We start from the raw sequence: 17,798 nt of genomic DNA, 5'->3' as shown, positions 1-17,798 counted from the left end.
CCGCTCCGGGCCTGTCTCACGACCGTGAACCGTCTCCCGCCTCTTCCGCCTCTTCCGCCTCTTCCGCGGCCCGCCACCCCGCCACCGCGGCGCACAGCATCCGCTCGTAGGAGTCGGCGATCGACAGGCTGGGCGGCCCGTTGCCGGACAGCTCCAGGGACACCAGCCCATGGGCGGTGGCCCAGCAGGCGAACGCCACGACCTCGGCTTCGAGTTGGGTGGTGAACTGTCCGGCCTGCTGCCCCCGGCGCACCGCGTCGACGAGCGGTTGGTACATCTCGAGCATCTGGCGCTGTCCCTCCGGCGCCGGCTCGAACCGGGCGGGGCTCTCCGAGAAGAGAATCGCGTAGAGGTGAGGGTTCGCGAGCGCGTATTCGCGATAGGCGAGGCCGAGGCGGATCACGTCGTTCGCCGGATCGTCCGTCGGGCGAACGGCGGCCAGCCGCACCACGAAGAGCCGCGCGGCCTGCTCGTAGAGGCTCGCCAGCAGGCCGGCCTTGTTGCCGAACAGCGAGTAGACCGCCGTGGTCGAGGTCTTCACGTCCGCCGCGAGCTGCCGCAGACTCAGCGCCGCCGTGCCGCGGTCGAAGACCGTGGCGGCCGCGCGGTTGATGAGCCGCAGTCGGAGTGCTTCGTCATGTGTCTTGAGCCTGGCCATCCGCCCAAGGTATTACAACGCCGTTACCAATGCCCCTTGACGGGTTGTCAGCCTGACGTCAGACCCCTTACGACCCGGAGCGCAACCCTTTGGAGGAGAGTTTTTTTAGTAGAAGTCACAGGTCACGGCAGGTTACCGCGAGTACATCCGGTTAGACAGTGAGCAAGAGCCCTGGAGTACGCAACGAAAACACTGTTACCGTTGCTGCGGCGCCGGACCCTGGCAGGCCTGCGGCGCTCGCCAACTACCTCGTAGGGAGAGCCATGTTCGAGGCGCTGGGGCGACTCCTGTTCCACAGGCGCAAACCCCTCCTGGTCCTGACGTTGTTGTTCGCCATCCTGTCCGGCGCCTACGGCGTCGGCGTCTTCGGCGACATGAAGCCCGGCGGGTTCGCGGATCCCGGGTCGGACAGCCGCAGGGCCGCCCAGCTGGCCGAGCGGGCCTTCCCGCAGCGGGCTCCCGACGCCGTGGTCGTCTACCGCGACGCGGACCGCACGGTCGACGACCCGTCCTTCCAGCAGGCCGTCACCAAGACGGTGCAGGGGCTGCCGAAGTCGGCGGTCACCGGGTACTCCACCTTCTGGATGACCGGGATGCCGGCACAGGTCAGCCACGACCGGCACGCCACCTATGTGGCGATCAACCTCCGGGGCGGCGACGACAACGCCAAGGAGGAGTCGTACAAGGCGATCAAGGACAAGCTCGCGGCGCCCGGGCTGGAGAGCCTGCGCGGCGGTGCGGTGCCCACGGGACACCAGGCGAGTGACGAGATCGGCAAGGACCTGGGAGCGGCGGAGGGCCTGTCCTTCCCGGTCCTCTTCGTGCTGTTGGTGATCGTCTTCGGCGGTCTGGCCGCGGCCGGTCTCCCGCTGCTGGTCGGCGGCCTCGCCATCCTTGGCTCCATGGCGGTGCTGCGGATCATCGCGCAGCTCACGGACGTGTCCGTGTTCGCCATGAGCCTCGTCTCGATCCTGGGTCTCGCGGTCGCCATCGACTACGGCCTGCTGATCGTGAGCCGCTACCGCGAGGAGCTGGAGCACGGGCACAGCGGCGAGGACGCGCTGGTCCGCACGGTCGCGACCGCAGGCCGTACGGTCGTGGTCTCGGGCATCACCGTCGCGGTCGCCCTGGCGGGCATGACCTTCTTCCCCTTCGGCTTCCTGAAGTCCATGGCGTACGGCGGCGTGGCCGCGGTGGTGCTGTCGGTCTTGTTCTCGCTGATCGCCCTGCCCGCGGCCCTGGCCGTGCTCGGCGCGAAGGTCAACGCCCTGTCCCTGCGCCGCCGGAAGAAGGCGGCGGGCCAGGAGGGCCGGGGCGCCTGGTACCGCCTCGCGCAGGGCCTCATGCGGCGCCCGGCGATCGTGGCGGTGGGCACGCTGGCCGTGCTGCTGGCGCTCGCCGCACCCTTCCGGCACGTCGAGTTCGGCATCAGCGACGCCCGGCAGCTGCCCAACAGCGCCGAGGGCCGCCAGGTCCAGAACACCCTGGACCACGACTTCGACAGCGACGCGGTCAAGTCCATCGACTCGCTGCTGGTGCTGGCGTCGGACGCCACCTCACGGGAGCAGGGCGCCGCGCTCCAGGCCTACGCCAAGCGGCTGGGCGGGACCGAGGGTGCGACCGGTGCGCGGATCACCGGCGCCACCGGCACGACCGCGCGGGTGTCGGTCACCTTCGACGGCGCCGCGGTCTCCACCGAGGCGCGTGACCTGGTGAACCGGCTGAAGCAGGTGCCGCCACCGGTCGGCGCCGAGGCGTACTTCGGCGGTGAGACGGCGGTCTTCGACGACACCCTCGACGCGCTCGGGCGGACGCTGCCGTGGATGCTGCTGTACATGGCCGTGGCGACGTACCTCCTGCTGTTCCTGGCGTTCGGCTCGGTGCTGCTGCCACTGAAGGCGATCCTCATGAACCTGCTGTCGCTGTCGGCGACGTTCGGTGTCCTGGTGTGGATCTTCCAGGAGGGCCACCTCGAGGGCCTGATCGGCTTCGACTCGACGGGCAACATCGAGCCCAACATGCCGATCATGCTGTTCGCGCTGATCTTCGGTCTCTCCATGGACTACGAGGTGTTCCTCGTCTCCCGGATCCGGGAGCAGTACGACGCGCTGGACGACAGCACCGCCGCCGTGGCGTCCGGGCTCCAGAGGATCGGCCGCCTGATCGTGAACGCCGCGCTGCTGATGTGCGTGCCGCTCGCGGCGATGGCGACCAGCGGTGTGCTCATGATGAAACTGTTCGGCGTCGGCATGGTGTTCGCGATCCTGGTGGACGTCGGTGTCGTCCGCATCCTGCTCGTGCCCGCCGTGATGAAGCTCATGGGCAGGGGCGCCTGGTGGGCCCCCGGCCCGCTGGCCAGGTTCTACACCAGGTACGGCATCAAGGAGTCCGACGAGGCTCCGGACGCGAAGGAACCGGTCCCCGTCGCCGGGTGACCCTCCGGCGCGCCGAAGTGCCCTGCCGTCCAGGGCACTTCGGCGCGCGACGCTCGCCCTCTCCGCCGTCCCACCCCCGTCGTCGTGCTTGACGCGAAACAACGGGGGGCGGGTACAGTCGTCCCCTGTTGGACATCGTCTAACAGCTGTCCAACCACAGCGCTTGGAGGCCCGCATGGCCGCGGGAAAGGCCGCGCTCGGCGCGATCCTCGATCCGATCAAGGCAAAGCTGCGCTGGGCGATCGCCGCTCAGGCCGTCTCGGCGGCCGCCGGCGTGGTGCCCTTCATCGCCGTCTCCGAGCTGGGCAGGGTCCTGCTCGACGACACCCCCGACCGCACCCGCGAGGCCTGGACCGTCACCGCGATCGGCGCCGGGGCGCTGCTGGTCAGGCTGATCGTCGCGCTCGTGGCGGGCGGGATCTCCCACCTCGCCGACAACGCCCTGCAGTTCCACATCCGCCGCTCGTTGGTCGACCGCCTCGGCCGGGTGCCGCTGGGCTGGTTCTCGTCCCGCAACTCCGGCCAGGTCAAGCAGGCCGTGCAGGACGACGTCGACGCGATGCACCATCTGATCGCCCACTCGCTGCTCGACATCACCACGGCGACCGTCGTTCCGGCCACCTCACTGGCGTATCTGTTCTGGGTCGACTGGCGGATGACCCTGGTGGTGGTCGCCCCCCTGGTCATCGGGCTGACGCTCTACAGCGCCACGATGGCCGGAATGGCCAGGAACCTGCCCGAGTACGACCGGGCGATGGGCCGCATCAACGGCAGTGCCGTCGAGTTCGTGCAGGGCATCGCGGTCGTCAAGACCTTCGGCCAGGCCCATCGCGCGCACCGCGAGTTCGCCGAGGCGGCCGACGGTTTCTCGGCGTTCTTCCTGAACTGGGTGCGCTCCACCCTGTACTCCAAGGCCGCGGCCGAGGTCGTCCTGTCCCCGATCGTGGTCCTGGTGACCACGCTCACCGGTGGCGCGCTGTTCGTGACGCAGGGCCGGCTCGACGCCGTGGACCTGCTGCCGTTCGCGCTGCTCGGGATCGGCCTGACCGCGCCGATCCTGTCGCTGTTCTACGCCAGTTACGAGCTGCGCATCGCCCGGGGCGCGGCGGAGCGCGTCGCCGGGATCCTCGGCACCCGGGGCCTCCCCGTTCCGGATGCGCCCCGGACCCCGTCGGACAACCGAGTCGTCTACCGGGGCGTCCGCTTCTCCCACGACGGCCGGCACGAGGCCGTGGCCGGTGCGGACCTGGAACTGGCGCCCGGCACGGTCACCGCGCTGGTCGGCCCGTCGGGTTCCGGCAAGAGCACGCTGGCCGCGCTGCTGCCGAGGTTCTGGGAGGTCACCGGCGGCACGATCAGCATCGGCGGCGTCGACATCAGGGACATGGCGCTCGAAGACCTCTACAGCCGGGTCGCGTTCGTCTTCCAGGACGTCCGCCTGACCCAGGACACGGTGGCCGCCAACATCCGCATGGCGCGGCCGGACGCCGACATGGACGAGGTGCGCGCCGCCGCCCGTGCGGCCCGCGTCGACGACGTGATCGAGGCGCTGCCGCGCGGCTACGACTCGGTGATCGGCGACGATGCGCGGCTGTCCGGCGGCCAGGCGCAGCGCGTCTCCGTCGCGCGGGCGCTGCTCGCCGACACCCCGGTGATCGTCCTCGACGAGGCCGCCGCGCACGCCGACCCCCACTCCGAGGCCGCCGTGCAGGACGCGTTGTCGGCGCTGACCAGGGGCAAGATCGTGCTGATGATCGCCCACCGGCTCTCCAGCGTCGTCGGCGCCGACCAGATCGTGGTGCTGGAGGAAGGACGGATCGTCGAGCGGGGCCGGCACGCCGAGCTCGTCGCGGCGGGCGGCAGGTACGCCCGGATGTGGCACGCCCATGAACGCACGGCCCGGTGGCGGCCCCCCGGCCCGGGCCCCGTCGCACCGGCCGCGCACGCCTCCACGGCGGGAGGAACGAGCCGATGATCCGCCAACTCGTCGATGTGGTGGGCCCCGAGCATGCACGCCCGGTGCGGCGCATGCTCGTCGCCCTGGTGGTGGGCGCGGTGCTGCAGGGCATCGCCTTCGCCCTGCTGGTCCCGGTGCTCGAGGCGCTGTTCGGCTCCGACCCGACGGAGGTCTGGCCGTGGCTGTGGGCGCTGCTCGGGGTGTCGGTCCTCTACTGCGCGGCGTACTGCTGGAGCCTGCTCACCGGGTTCCAGGCGGGTGCCACGCTCTCGAAGGGCCTGCGCCACCGCATCGGCGACCGGGTGGCCGAGCTCCCGCTGGGCTGGTTCGCTCCGGAGCGCGTCGGGCAGCTCGGCCAGCTCGTCACGAAGAACGTGATGGACATCATGGGTGTACCGGCCCATCTCCTGCGCCCCCTGGTGACCAGCTTCGTCACACCGGCGACCGTGGTCGCCCTCATGTACGTGTTCGACTGGCGGCTGGCCCTCGCGGCCACGCTGACCGTTCCGGTGATCGTCCTGGTCCACCGGTGGAGCACGTCGCTGAGCCGGCAGGCCGACGAAGCCCGCACCGCGGCCCGTGCCGTGACCGGCGGACTGGTGGTGGAGTTCGCCCAGCTTCAGCCGGTGCTGCGGGTGTTCGGCCGGGGCGATGCCCGCTCCGGCACCCGGCTCGACGACGCGCTGCGCACCCAGACCGAGGCGTCCCGCCGGGTGCTGGTCACCGGGGTGCCCGGACTGGTCGGCTTCGCGCTGGTGGTCCAGGCCGCCTTCACCGTCGTCCTGGTGACCGGCACGTATCTGGCGCTGGACGGCGGTCTGGACGTGGCCAGGCTGCTGGCCCTGCTGGTCCTCGCGGTGCGGTTCACCGAGCCGATCGCGGAGACCGCGGTGCTCGGCTCCACGCTGACCACGGCCCGCTCCGCCCTGGCCCAGGTGGCCGACCTGCTGGAGCAGCCCACGCTGCCGCAGCCGGACGACCCGCGGGTCCCCGACGGCAACTCCGTCGAGTTCGAGGACGTCTGCTTCGGTTACGACGGCAAGCCGGTCCTCTCGGGTGTGTCCCTGACCCTGGCCGAGGGCACGACGACCGCGCTGGTCGGTCCGTCCGGGTCCGGCAAGACCACGGTGAGCAAGCTCGTCCCCCGCTTCTGGGACGTGGACTCCGGAGCGGTGCGCGTCGGCGGGGTGGACGTCCGGGAGATCGAGCCGGAGGTCCTCATGTCCCGTGTCTCCGTGGTGTTCCAGGATGTCTACCTCTTCGAGGGCACCGTCCTGGACAACATCCGTGTCGGGCGTCCCACCGCCACCGACGCCGAGGTGCGCGACGCCGCGCGGCTGGCCCGGGTCGAGGAGATCGTGCACCGGCTGCCCGACGGCTGGAACGCCCGGGTCGGTGAGGGCGGCGCCCTCCTGTCCGGCGGCGAGCGGCAGCGGGTGTCGATCGCCCGGGCGATCCTCAAGGACGCCCCGATCGTGCTGCTCGACGAGGCCACCGCGTCGCTCGACCCGGAGAACGAACAGGCGGTGCAGGAAGCGCTGAGCGCACTGACCGCCGGCCGCACGATCCTGGTCATCGCCCACCGGCTGCAGACCGTTGCCGGCGCGGACCAGATCCTGTTCCTCGACGGGGGCCGGATCGTGGAGCGCGGTACGCACGCCGAACTCGTCGCCGCGGATGGCCGATACGCATCGTTCTGGACGCAGCGCAGCCGGGCTCGGAACTGGAATCTGGCAGGGCAGAAATCCTGACGCGACCTGAATTTTTCATACTCGGCTCCACCGTCGGTGGAAACGCGACCCCACGGGCCTTCCGTGGGGTCCGCTGAGCGAGCTTGAAAAACGGGGAAACCGATGTCGCTCCCTCTTTCGGAACGGTACCGGAAGCGGTGTCAGATGTGCCGGTCCAAGTTGCCGGTTACCATTCGGTAGACCTTCCAGACACCCGCTCTGACCAGGGAATTAGATGTGTTGAATATTTTGTTGTATACGTGACAGCTCAACTTCCGACCTGCCGGTCTATACTGTCCATCATCCGGGAATACCTGGCTCGAACCTGCCTCGTTTGATTAGGACGTCAATCACCGAAGAAGCTCCGAGAGTCAGCAGGAAACGCTTTCTTTCGTTAGCTATTTGAACGTTCAAATTTAAAGCGAAATACGAGCTGGCGCAACTCGGACATACATCGCAAGATGGCTCAGATCATTCGACCGCGGGGGCATGAAAAGATGTCAACTAGCGATTCTTTCGACTGGCCGATAACTGCACGAGAAGCTGAGCTCCACGCCCTCGGGAACGCTGTCGCACGACGCGGCGGAGCGCTCCTCGTAGGCGCTCCCGGAGTCGGCAAGAGCCTCCTCCTGTCCGCCGCTCTGCGGCAGGCGGCCGACGAGGGCCGTACGGTCCTGTGCGTGGGCGGAGCCGGTTGGAGCAGCGGGGCCCGGACGCGCGGGTTCGGCACCCTGGCCGAGTGCCTGGAGGCCCTCCAGCCGTCCACTCCGGACGGCACCGCCGGTGACCCGCCCCTCGTCGGTGTCGACGACGCCCATCTGCTCGATGCGGCGTCCGGCGTCCGGCTGCACCGACTGGTCGCGGCGGGGCGCCTCGTCGTCATCGCCGCCGCCCGTCAGGACGTGCCCGCGCCGGCCGGCGTGGACAAGCTCTGGGTGGAACGGCTGGTCGAACGCATCGAGGTCGCGCCCTTCGACAGCACCGCGATGGGCACCGTGCTCCGGGCCCGGCTGGGCGGCCACACCGACACCGCCACCCTGGAACGGCTGTGGGCGGCCACGCACGGCAACGCGCTGATGCTGCGCGAACTCGTCGAACACGCCCTGGAGGACGGTTCGCTGCGCTGCGTCGACGGCGCCTGGCGCTGGCCCGGTCTGACCGAACGTCCCGGCAAGCGGCTCTCGGACGTCATCCGCGTGGGACTGCGCGACCTCAGCCACGACGAGCTGGAACTGGTCCACATGCTCGCCGTCGCCGAACCGCTGGAGGCCGAGATCGTCGCCGCGGCGGGGCTGTCCAAGGCTGCGGAGTCGCTCGACCTGCGCCGTATCGTCAGCGTCGAACGCTGCCGTTCGCGCGTCCGGCTGCGGCTGTCCGTGCCGCTCAGCCGTGTGGTGGTGGCGTCCCTCATGTCCGGCCTCACCGCGCAGCGGCTGCGCCGTGAGGTCGCCGACGCCCTCGAAGGCACCGGGGCGCGCCGGGAGGACGACGTCCTGCGCATCGTCTCGCTGCGCATGGACGCAGGTCTCGTCCCCGATCCGGAGCAACTGCTCACCGCGGCCCATGTCGCCCTCCGGCGCCGGAAGTTCCCGCTCGCGGAGCGCATGTGCCTGCTCGCCCTCCAGGAGACGCCTTCGGACCGGGACGCCCCTGCGCTGCGCGGTCCCGTGCCTGACTCCACCGCGTACGGAGCGGATCTGCGCCGCATGGTGACGCGCGTAGCGGCGAAGGATCCCGGCCGTGCCACGGACCACGTCCGGGCGGCCCTGCTGCTCGGCCAGGTACTGGTCGGCCAGGACCGCTCCGCGGAGGCCGAGGCGGTGCTGGCCCCGGCGCTGGACTCCGGTGTGGAGGTGCCGCTGGCCGAGTACGTCGCCGCGGTGCACACCCGCGTGACCAACATGGCGTGGAGCCTCAGGCGGGTGCGGGAGGCCGGCGATCTGCTGGACCGCACGATCTCGGCGGTCGGCGCCGAGCAGGCCGGGATGCTGCACGGGACCCGCGTCCTGATCGCCGTGATGTCGGACCGGCTCCACGAAGCGGTCGCCCTCGGCGAGATGGTGCTCGGCAAGGAGGCCCCGGACCTTCCCCTCGCCCAGACGGTGGTCCCCACGGTGGCCTTCGCCCGCACCGAGCTGGGAGACCTCACGGGCGCGTTGGAGCTGCTGGACCGCTACCGGGACGCCTCCGACGACTGGGACGTCGACGCCCTCATGCTCGCCAACACCGTCTCCGCGCGTTGCTCCTCCCTCCTCGGCCATCTCAAGGGCGCGGCCGAGGCACTCGACGCGGTCCACCGCTACGATCCCGGACACGGCCGCCCGGTCCTCCTCCAGGCGCTGCTCGACCGCTGCCGGCTCCTGCGGCTGCTGGGGCAGCCCCAGCAGGCCGTGGCACTGCTCCGGGGGGCGATCACCTCCGAGACGGCCCACGAGTACCCGGTCACCGGTGCCTGGCCGCTCGCCCAACTGGCCGGTGCGCTCGCCGAGTCGGGCAGCCACGCCGAGGCCCTGCGCACCCTGGTCGAGGTCCGCTCGCTGCGCGGCGACGTCCTGGCGACCCCGATCACCGAGGACGAGATCGCGTACGAGAGCGCGCTGGTCCTCGCTCACACCGGGGACTACGGCGGTGCCGCCGCCCAAGCCGTGGACCTGGCCGAACGGGCGGGTGCGGCCGGCCGCACGGTCAGGGCGACCACGGCGCTGCTGCTGGCGGCCCGCGTCACGGACGGCGCCGCGGTCCGGTTCCCCCACCGGGCCCTGCTGCCCGCGGCCCGCGCCGCCGGCGGCCTGATCCGGCTGTTCGCCGATTACATCGAGGCCCTCGCGGACGGCAGCGGCGCCGCGCTGATGGAGGTGTCCGGGCGACTCGGCGAGATGGGTGCGCTGCCGCTCGCGAGCGAGGCCGCGGCCCAGGCCGCACAGGCGTTCCGGGCCTCGGGCCAGTACCGCAGTTCCCGGCAGGCCTGGGCGGCCTGCCGGGAGCTGCTGCGGGACGGCGGCGTGCCCCTCCCCCCGTGGACGGACGCGGACGGGCGGGAGGAACGAGACTCCGCCTCCCTCACGCCCCGGGAGCGGGAGGTCGCCGCGCTCGCGGCGACCGGGATGTCCAACCGCGACATCGCGGACCGCCTGGTGGTCTCGGTGCGCACCGTCGAGAACCATCTGCACCGCATCTACCACAAGCTCGGCATCACGGCGCGCAACGAACTGAGACGCGGCCTGGACAAGCTCCTCGGGCGGCCGCAGGAGGCGAACCGCATGGCACCACTGCGGCTCCTCGGCGCGACGGGCTCGGGGCACGTCGCCTAGGCCCTGTCGTTCGGATCAGGCCGGCTGTGGGTCCCGGCGCCTTCCGGCCGACCCGAGCGGGGTCCGGTGCGTGCAGCTGCAAGGCGGAGGAGGGCGCCGACGCGGCGCGTCGGCAACCGACGACAACGCCGCAGATGTGCGTGCCGGACCCCGCGACGCCGGGATGATCCCAAACGACAGGGCCTAGTGCTGTGACCGGGAGCGTCCGACGGTGCCTGCCGGGGCCACGGCCCCGGCAGGCGCCTCCTCGTCGTCGGCCGCCGGACCGGTGCGGAAGATCCGGCCGGCGCGCGGCAGCGGTGCCCTGCGGGACTGTTCCGCGGGACACCGCCGATGTCGTCACACCCGTGCGCCGCGCCTCACGCCGGCGGAGCCGGCAGGACGCCGTGCCGTACGAAGTATCCGACGTACCCGCCGAAGACCTTCTCGTCGATGTCGGGGCAGCCGAGCCCCGAGCCCTTCAGCAGATCGCGCGTGACCTCGTCGGAGAACTCGGCGACCTCCACCTTCTCCGACTCCACGAGGATGCTCAGCAAGGGAGCCATGGAGTTGGTGAGGTCCGCCGCGATGGCCTTCATCCACTTGAGGATGCCGACCTCCTTGAGCTCGTAGCCGGCGGCGCGCAGCAGCCTCAGGATCTCCTCGGAGCCCAGCGTGGCGGGACTCACCTCGTGGTAGATCCCGCCGGTCCCCTCCGGGTGCCGGGAGGCGGCGACGATCACAGCGCTGACGTAGTCCACCGGCACCATGTTCATCGACAGCCGGAACTTGCGGGGGTAAAGGCCCGTCTGGATGGAGCCCTTGATGAACCGCCACACGAAGTCGTTCGGCTGGCACGCGCCGGTGTGCGAGTCGCCCCACACCTGGCCGGGGCGGTGGATCGTCACGGGCACGCCCCTGCGGGACGCCTCGAGCACCAGTTGCTCGGCGACCCACTTGCTCTTGGTGTAGCCCAGCGACAGCGCCTCGGGCGGCCCGGTCGGGTCGAGCTCCCCGCGCGGCGCACCCGTCCCTGGCTCGAACACGCCCGTGGTCGAGACGTGGTGCAGCGTGGCCTGCGCCGCGCAGGCGAACCGCAGGATCTCGTGGGTCGCCTCCACGGTCGACTTCCGCAGCCACTTGTAGATGGTGAGGAAGTTGACCTTGGCGGCGGAGTGGTAGATCGCGCCGACCCGCCCGGCCAGTTCGGTGTACGCCTCCTTCGCCATGCCGAGCCGTGGCCGGGTGACATCGCCGATGTGCAGGTGCACCCGGTCCAGGTCGAGGCCGTCGAGCAGCTCGTAGGCCCGAAGGTTGGCCTTGAGCCGCTCCAGGGCCGTGTCGGTGTCCGCGCCGCGGACCAGGCAGTGCACGACGAGTCCTCGCTGCAGCAGGTCCCTGAGCAGGAACGCCCCGAGAAACCCGGTCGCGCCGGTGAGGAACACCTCGGACACCGTCTGCGGGTCGGGGGCCGGGAAGCCGGTGATGTCGTCGGCCAGCACGACATCGGCGGCGAACTCGTCGGCGACTTCTGTGGGTATCGTCGAAGTCATCAGTTATCCATGGTCCTTCCGGGGACATTCCGTTTCCGGGGTCGGTCCGCGGGCCGCTGCCGATGCGCTACGCGTCGGCAGCGGCCCCGGCTGTCGCATCGGTGAGCAGGGTCATCGCCTCTTTGACGTCGGCGTCGGTGGCGACGATCGGAGGGAGCAGGCGAATGGTGGCGGGGCGGCTCAGGCAGGGCGAGACGACCATGCCGCGCTGCGCGAGCCCGGTCAGTACATCGCCGGCCAGCTCCGGCGAGCGGTAGTCGATGCCCCACAGCAGCCCGCGTCCGCGGGTCTCGACCACGATGTCGGGGTACTGCCTGCGAAGGCCGGCCAGTCCCTCCCGCATCGCGGCCTCGACCCGCTCGCCCTGCTCGGCGTGCCGCTCGATGAGGTCGAGCGCCACGGGGATCACCGCGGTGCTCAGGGGGTGGCCGCTGAAGGTGGCGGTATGCACCATCGGGTCGGCCAGCAGGGGGGCGAAGAGCCGGTCGTTGCCCACCGCGGCCGAGACCGGCAGCACGCCGCCGCCCAACGGCTTGCCGAGCAGGACGCAGTCCACGTCGAGCCCGGCGGCCACCGCCATGGACCGGACGCCGCAGCGCCGCAGACCGACCTGGATCTCGTCGGAGACGACGAACGCGCCCTGTGCGTGGGCGTCCCGGCACCACTGCGCAAGGATCGTCCCGTCCAGGATCCGCACACCGTTCTCGGCCTGGACGGGCTCGAAGACGACGGCCGCGACCTCGTGCTCGCGCACCGCCTTCGCAACCGCCTCGGGGTCGTCGGCGGACACCCGTACGACACCCTGGAGCAACGGCTCGAGGCCCGACCTGAAACGGGGGTTGTCGGTCAGCGCCAGGGCACCCAGGGACTTCCCGTGGAAGGCGCCGTCGACGGCGACGACGGTGGTGCGGCCGGTGGCCATGCGGGCGAGCTTGACGGACGCCTCGACGGCATCGGCGCCGCCGCACCCGAAGTAGACGCGGCCGAGCCCACCGCCGACGTACTCGGTCAGGCGCTCCGCGGCGAGCGGCGTGACGGAGCTCTGCACCGTGCGCGTGGAGGTGGGCATCACGTCCAGTTGGGCACGGACCGCCTCGACGATCGCCGGGTTGCCGTGCCCGAGCAGCGCGACCGCGTAGGAGCCGAAGTCCAGGAGGGTCCGGCCGTCCGAGAGGGTCACCCGGCAGCCATCGGCCGAGACCTCGACGGCTCCCTGACCGGTGAACCGGCCGGCCACGGCAAGCGCGGGGGAGAAATGTCGCTTCACCCGGCGGAAGGTTTCCTTGGCATCGATGACATGCGGCTCTGTCATGGTCCTCGTCTCCTACGCGCTCTGACCGATGATTCCCCGCTGATAGCCCTCCAGGGCCTTCGCCACGACCGGGTGGATCATGTCGGCCAGCATCGGCAGCCCGACATCGAATTCGACCTCGAGTTCCAGGGCGACGCCCTCGACGTCTTCGACGACCTGCCAGTGGCCCGCGTAATGGGTGAGGTCGCCCTCGGTCTGCCGGAAATCCCAGCGCCGCTTCTCGTGGTCGAGGTGGTCCTCCTGCTCCCACTCCATCTCCGAGCCCCTGAGCTCGACGACCCAGCTGCTGATGCGGCGATCGCCGTCCTCGTCCAGGATCGTCACCTCGTTGACGCCGTCCAGGAAGTCGGGGAACGCCTCGCAATCGACGAGCATCTTCCATACCTGCTCGGGGGCGGCGGCACCCGTGCAGGTGTTGTGCATGACATGCATGAACGTCTCCTCCAGGAAAAGTCGGGATATTCGAAATAACCGGAACACGTGGTCGAATTCCCGCCGTCGGCCCTCGACGGAACGCCGGTGACCGGTGCCCGCGATCACGCGGAATCCCTGCGGCGGGCCGGGACCCTCTCCTCCACCAGGGCCATCAGCCGCTCCAGCTCCAGGCGGAGGGCATGCTGCTGCGACATCAGTTCCTCGACCCGGCCGCGGAGCCGGAGCAGTTCGTGACCCTGCGTGCGGGGGCCGTCGACGAGATCCGCGTCGCCCGGCCGTTCGGCGGTACGCTCCACGACCGGCTGGTCGAGCGTCGCCGGTCGGACACCGCACGGATCGCGCAGTATCCGCACATTGCCCGCCCGGCCCGGCGAGCCGGGTTCCGCCGCCGAGGGCCGGCGCACCGCTTCGCGTACCGCGCGCGCCTCGCTCTGGCGTCCGCAGCGCTGCAGCGAGACGACCAGCTGGTCGCGGAAGCGCTGGCGGAAGGGATGGGCGACGACCAGTTCCTCGAGCTGGTGCACGACCTGGCGGTGCTGCCCGAGACGCAGTGAGGCGTCGCAGAGGTCCTCCAGGGCCAGCAGCCGCTCCTCCTCCAGGCGCTCGGCCGCGGCGGAGCAGAGCGGTCCGTGGGCACCACCGTCCAGCGCCGGTCCGCGCCACAGGCCGAGGGCCTTGCGCAGCAGCAGCGCCGCGGACTGCGGGTCGGACCCCACCAGGCGCCTCGCCCTGGTCACCTGGAGCCGGAACTGCACACTGTCGAGTTCGTCGGGCCGGGCCTGAAGCACATAACCTGGGCCACGGACGACCAGGCGCGGGGTGTTGGCCCGCGAGGGCTCCACCTCGATCAGTTGCTGACGCAGCCGTGAGACGTGCGCCTGCAACGCGTTGCCCGCCTTGTCCGGTGTGCGGCTTCCCCACAGTTCGTAGATCAGCTCGTCGGTCGGCACCGGCGTCCCCAGGCGAACCAGCAGCGCCCCGAGCAGCACCCGCTGCTTGGGGCTGGTCAGCTGCACGCTCCGCTGTGTGACATCGTCGTAGATCCCAGGGGGCCCCAGTACCCGGAACTGCATCGAAACCTCCAACAGTCGTCGCGGCCGGCAAGCACCGCCCACCGAGGTGATCACGTGCGGCAGCCCGGGCGCATGAGTACTCAGGTACTCCAAATCAGAGCTGCGGCCGGTGCCGGCCGGCACCGGCCGCAGCCTTCGAGAGGGCGAACGGCCGTGCCAGGTGAGTGACGGTTACTCATGCCTGCGCGCACCCGCCCGTGGTCGGCTGTGCCCCGGCGATGTCACGAGAGGCAGGGAGCCGACCGCATGACGCGTTGGGATGCCGAGACCGTGGTGGTGGGACTGGGCGCGTGGGGCGCCGCGGCCCTGTGGCAGTTGGCGTCCCGGGGCGTCGACGTCATCGGGGTCGAACGGTTCACGCCGGGCCATGCGCTCGGATCGTCGCACGGCGGCTCCCCCATGGCCCGCCTCACCTGCCCGGAACACCCCGGGCTGGCCCCGCTGGCCCGCAGATCGAGGGAGCTGTGGGCGCAGTTGGCGGACACCCGGCGGGAGAGCCCGTTCGTGGCCTCCGGCAGCCTTGTGATCGGGCCCGAGAACGGGCGGCTGGCGGGCGGCACGCTCCGCGCGGCCCGCGCGCAGGGTGTCCCGATCCGTACGTTCACGGCCACCGCGCTGCGCTTCCGGTTCCCGCGGCACACCGGCGTACCCGCCCATCACGTGGGCGTGTGGGAGCCGTCCGCGGGCATCGTCCGTCCGGAGCGCGCGGTGCGGACCGCGGTCGCCCTGGCGGAGAGGGCGGGCGCACGGGTGTACGCCGACTCCCGGGTCACCCTCGTCGAGCCGATGTCGGGCGGGGTCCGTCTGCACACCGTCCAGCGCTCGGTGACGGCGCGTCAGGTGGTGCTGACGGCGGGCGCGTGGCTGCCGACGCTGCTCTCCGGGCTGCCGCTGCGGACCGTCCGCACGCCCGTCTGCCGGTTCCGTCCGCTCGAACCGGACAGCGGCTTCGACCTGGAGAGCTTCCCGGCGGTCCTGCGCGAGCTGGAGGACGGCCGCGTCCTGTGGGGTCACGGCGCGGAGGGCGGGCACGACGTCCGTCTCGGCCTGCACGACGGCGGGACGGCGGCCAAGCCGATCGACCCGGAGGACCTCGACCGCTCGGTCACCCCCGACGACTGGTCGGACCTGACGCGGCTGCTGCCGGCCAAGGTGCCGGGGCTGGCACCGCTCCCCGCCCGGGTGGCGGTGAGTACGCAGACGCACACCCCCGACGGGCTGTTCGTGCTGGGCCGTCCGGGCGGCGATCCGCGCGTGATCGTCGCGGCCGGCGACAACGCCCACGGCCTCGCCCACGCTCCCGGCATCGGCGAGGCCCTCGCGGACCTCGTCCAGAACCGGGCCCCGAAGACCCCCTTGGACTTCCTCTCACCGGACCGCTTGCGCTGACCGGCCTCCCCGTCCGCCGGAGCCTCCCCGCCCGCCGGAGCCTCCGCGTCCGCCGGGGCCTCCTCGCCCGCCGGGGCCGGCCGACCTCGGCGGGACACCCGCGTCGACGGCTCAGCTCGCCGCGCCGTGGGCGGCGGGGACCGCGGAGCCCGCCTCCGGCCGCAGGGCCTTGCGGCAGATGCGCTCGCCGACCCAGGCCACCAGGTTGCGCGGGCGCCGCGGGTTCAGATGCGCCGTGATCGCGTTGCCGAGACCCGGCGTGACGTACGCGCGGTCCCGGTCGAGGGCCTTCAGCGCCGTCCGGACGACGGGGCCGGGCGTGGTGAAGCTGCCGGCGACGGCGGCGTTGCGGGTGCCGATCACCTCGAAGAACTTCGTCTCGACGGGGCCCGGGCACAGGGCGGTGACACGGATGCCGCGGCGCCGGTACTCCTGGCGCAGCGCGAGCGAGAAGTTGAGCACGAACGTCTTCGAGGCGCTGTAGACCGAGAGATACGGGCTGGGCTGGTATCCGGCCGTCGACCCCACGTTGAGAACCGCGCCGGATCCCCGCTCCGTCATGCCGGGCAGCAGCGCGTGGGTGAGGTCGACGAGTGCGACGACGTTCACCATCAGCAGGTCGTGGTCGCGTTCCGGGGCGATCTCCTCGAAGCGGCCGACGGTGCCGAACCCGGCGTTGTTCACCAGCAGGTCGACGTGCAGCGACCGGTCGGCGAGTTCCCGCGCCACCTTCCGGCCCGCGTGGGGTTCCGAGAGGTCCTGCACCACCACGTGGGCCTTGACGCCGTGGACCGCGGTCAGTTCCTCGGCGATCGCCTCGAGCCGGTCACGGGAGCGGGCCACCAGGACCAGGTCATGGCCCCGGGCGGCGAGTTGGGAGGCGAACTCCGTCCCCAGCCCGGAGGACGCGCCGGTGACGAGTGCGGTGGTCGGGACGTTCGGGGCAGTGCTCATGGCTGTTCCCTTTCGGCATGACGGATGACTCCTCGCGCCCGATGGCGGGGCGTGGCCGACGCATCGCCGAACTTGTGCGGGTCGGTCCGTCGCATGTGCCCGCCCCCCTCATCCAAGAGGCTCAGCGCCACGGCACGCCCTGCGGCGAACAGGGCCCGACGCGTCGGCCACGTCCGCGCCCGCCACCCTAGTGAGGCGGCCGGTCCCCCGGCCCTCGCCCTGACAACGCCTGACACGTCAGCTCCGTGCGCGTGCCGCCCGTCCCGGTCCCGGCGGCGGGCCGCACGGCTGCCGGGCGGACCCGGCCGGCAGCGGCGGGCGGCCCGGCTGCCCCGCGGGGTGTTTCAGGGCTCGCCGTGCCGGCGCGCCGACTCGTTCTCCTGGGCCATCCGACGCAGCGCCAGCAGCGCGGGCTCCATGAGAACGGTCAGCAGCAGCGCGCGCTCCGCCAGCTCCAGCGGGTCCCCGATCCCGTCGAGCTGGTCGAGGTCGAGGACCGCTGTCTGCTCGGCCAGGCGCGCGTACGGCAGCAGCATCTGCCGGTCCAGCGGGGTACCGAGCGTGCTCAGGGAGGTGAGGGTCCTGGCGAGGGCGGCCCTGGCCGGTGCCTCCTGGTGCACCTGCCAGCCCAGTTCCTCGACGAGCGCGTCGACCACGGCCGACTCCGGCGAGCCGGCGTCGGGCTCCTCCGAGAGCTGGATCGCACCGAGGGCGAGGCCGAGGACGCGGTGGGTGTCACTGATGTGCTGCGCCAGGGCGTTCAGCACGTCCCGGGTGGTGCTGACGGGCAGGCCCCGCACGCCGACGAGCGCGCGGATCAGCCGGAGCCTGCGCAGGTGCTGCTCGTCGTACTCGGCCTGGGTCGCCGCGGTCTGCCGCCCGGGAGGGAGCAGACCTTCACGGAGGTAGTACTTGATCGTCGTGACGGAGACGCCACTGAGGCGGCTCAGTTCGGAGATGCGCATCGGTTCGGCTCCACCCTGAAAACTGGATACCCCGGGTGTCTAACATA

At 71.4% G+C, this 17,798-nt stretch carries 12 protein-coding genes; 5 read left to right on the top strand and 7 right to left on the bottom strand.

The window, feature by feature from the left end:
• Window positions 1–16: 16 nt before the first annotated feature.
• Window positions 17–658 (bottom strand): TetR/AcrR family transcriptional regulator, encoded by a 642-nt coding sequence (locus tag ACFYMU_RS29055; RefSeq protein ID WP_388379277.1) that lies wholly within the window; start codon window positions 656–658, stop codon window positions 17–19.
• 263 nt (window positions 659–921) lie between these two features.
• Between ACFYMU_RS29055 and ACFYMU_RS29050 the strand changes: the two genes are divergently transcribed.
• From ACFYMU_RS29050 to ACFYMU_RS29035, 4 genes are all read left to right on the top strand, one after another.
• The gene (locus ACFYMU_RS29050; RefSeq protein WP_388379274.1) at window positions 922–3,093 is read left to right on the top strand and encodes an MMPL family transporter; all 2,172 of its coding nucleotides are present in this window, start codon (window positions 922–924) and stop codon (window positions 3,091–3,093) included.
• 175 nt (window positions 3,094–3,268) lie between these two features.
• Window positions 3,269–5,068: an ABC transporter ATP-binding protein gene (locus ACFYMU_RS29045; RefSeq protein ID WP_388379271.1), complete on the top strand. Its 1,800-nt coding sequence runs from the start codon at window positions 3,269–3,271 to the stop codon at window positions 5,066–5,068.
• Complete coding sequence (locus tag ACFYMU_RS29040) at window positions 5,065–6,801, top strand: ABC transporter ATP-binding protein (protein ID WP_388379267.1); 1,737 nt, start codon at window positions 5,065–5,067, stop codon at window positions 6,799–6,801. The genes ACFYMU_RS29045 and ACFYMU_RS29040 overlap by 4 nt, the downstream gene beginning before the upstream one ends.
• Before the next feature lie 659 nt (window positions 6,802–7,460).
• Window positions 7,461–10,091: a LuxR C-terminal-related transcriptional regulator gene (locus ACFYMU_RS29035; RefSeq protein WP_388379264.1), complete on the top strand. Its 2,631-nt coding sequence runs from the start codon at window positions 7,461–7,463 to the stop codon at window positions 10,089–10,091.
• Between the two features lie 359 nt (window positions 10,092–10,450).
• Here ACFYMU_RS29035 and ACFYMU_RS29030 read toward each other — a convergent pair whose 3' ends face one another.
• The 4 genes from ACFYMU_RS29030 to ACFYMU_RS29015 form a co-directional block, all read right to left on the bottom strand.
• Window positions 10,451–11,623 (bottom strand): thioester reductase domain-containing protein, encoded by a 1,173-nt coding sequence (locus ACFYMU_RS29030; protein ID WP_388379261.1) that lies wholly within the window; start codon window positions 11,621–11,623, stop codon window positions 10,451–10,453.
• 67 nt (window positions 11,624–11,690) lie between these two features.
• Window positions 11,691–12,935, bottom strand: coding sequence for an aspartate aminotransferase family protein (locus ACFYMU_RS29025; protein WP_388379258.1), 1,245 nt, complete (start codon window positions 12,933–12,935; stop codon window positions 11,691–11,693).
• Between the two features lie 12 nt (window positions 12,936–12,947).
• Window positions 12,948–13,475 (bottom strand): type II toxin-antitoxin system RatA family toxin, encoded by a 528-nt coding sequence (locus tag ACFYMU_RS29020; RefSeq protein ID WP_388379255.1) that lies wholly within the window; start codon window positions 13,473–13,475, stop codon window positions 12,948–12,950.
• Window positions 13,472–14,443, bottom strand: coding sequence for a BTAD domain-containing putative transcriptional regulator (locus ACFYMU_RS29015; RefSeq protein ID WP_388379252.1), 972 nt, complete (start codon window positions 14,441–14,443; stop codon window positions 13,472–13,474). Before ACFYMU_RS29015 ends, ACFYMU_RS29020 begins: the two co-directional genes overlap by 4 nt.
• A gap of 246 nt (window positions 14,444–14,689) precedes the next feature.
• On the opposite strand from ACFYMU_RS29015, the gene solA reads away from it, so the two are divergent.
• Window positions 14,690–15,832: an N-methyl-L-tryptophan oxidase gene (gene solA / locus ACFYMU_RS29010; RefSeq protein ID WP_388379249.1), complete on the top strand. Its 1,143-nt coding sequence runs from the start codon at window positions 14,690–14,692 to the stop codon at window positions 15,830–15,832.
• Between the two features lie 111 nt (window positions 15,833–15,943).
• On the opposite strand, the gene ACFYMU_RS29005 is transcribed toward solA, so the two are convergent.
• The gene (locus ACFYMU_RS29005; RefSeq protein WP_388379246.1) at window positions 15,944–16,786 is read right to left on the bottom strand and encodes an SDR family NAD(P)-dependent oxidoreductase; all 843 of its coding nucleotides are present in this window, start codon (window positions 16,784–16,786) and stop codon (window positions 15,944–15,946) included.
• A gap of 344 nt (window positions 16,787–17,130) precedes the next feature.
• Window positions 17,131–17,751 carry a MerR family transcriptional regulator gene (locus ACFYMU_RS29000; RefSeq protein WP_388379243.1) on the bottom strand — a complete coding sequence of 207 codons (621 nt, stop codon included), beginning with the start codon at window positions 17,749–17,751 and terminating at the stop codon, window positions 17,131–17,133.
• Window positions 17,752–17,798: the final 47 nt, after the last annotated feature.

It is taken from the genome of Streptomyces sp. NPDC007264 (genome assembly GCF_042869095.1).
GTDB lineage: Bacteria > Actinomycetota > Actinomycetes > Streptomycetales > Streptomycetaceae > Streptomyces.
This window is presented reverse-complemented; position numbering and strand designations above follow the sequence as displayed.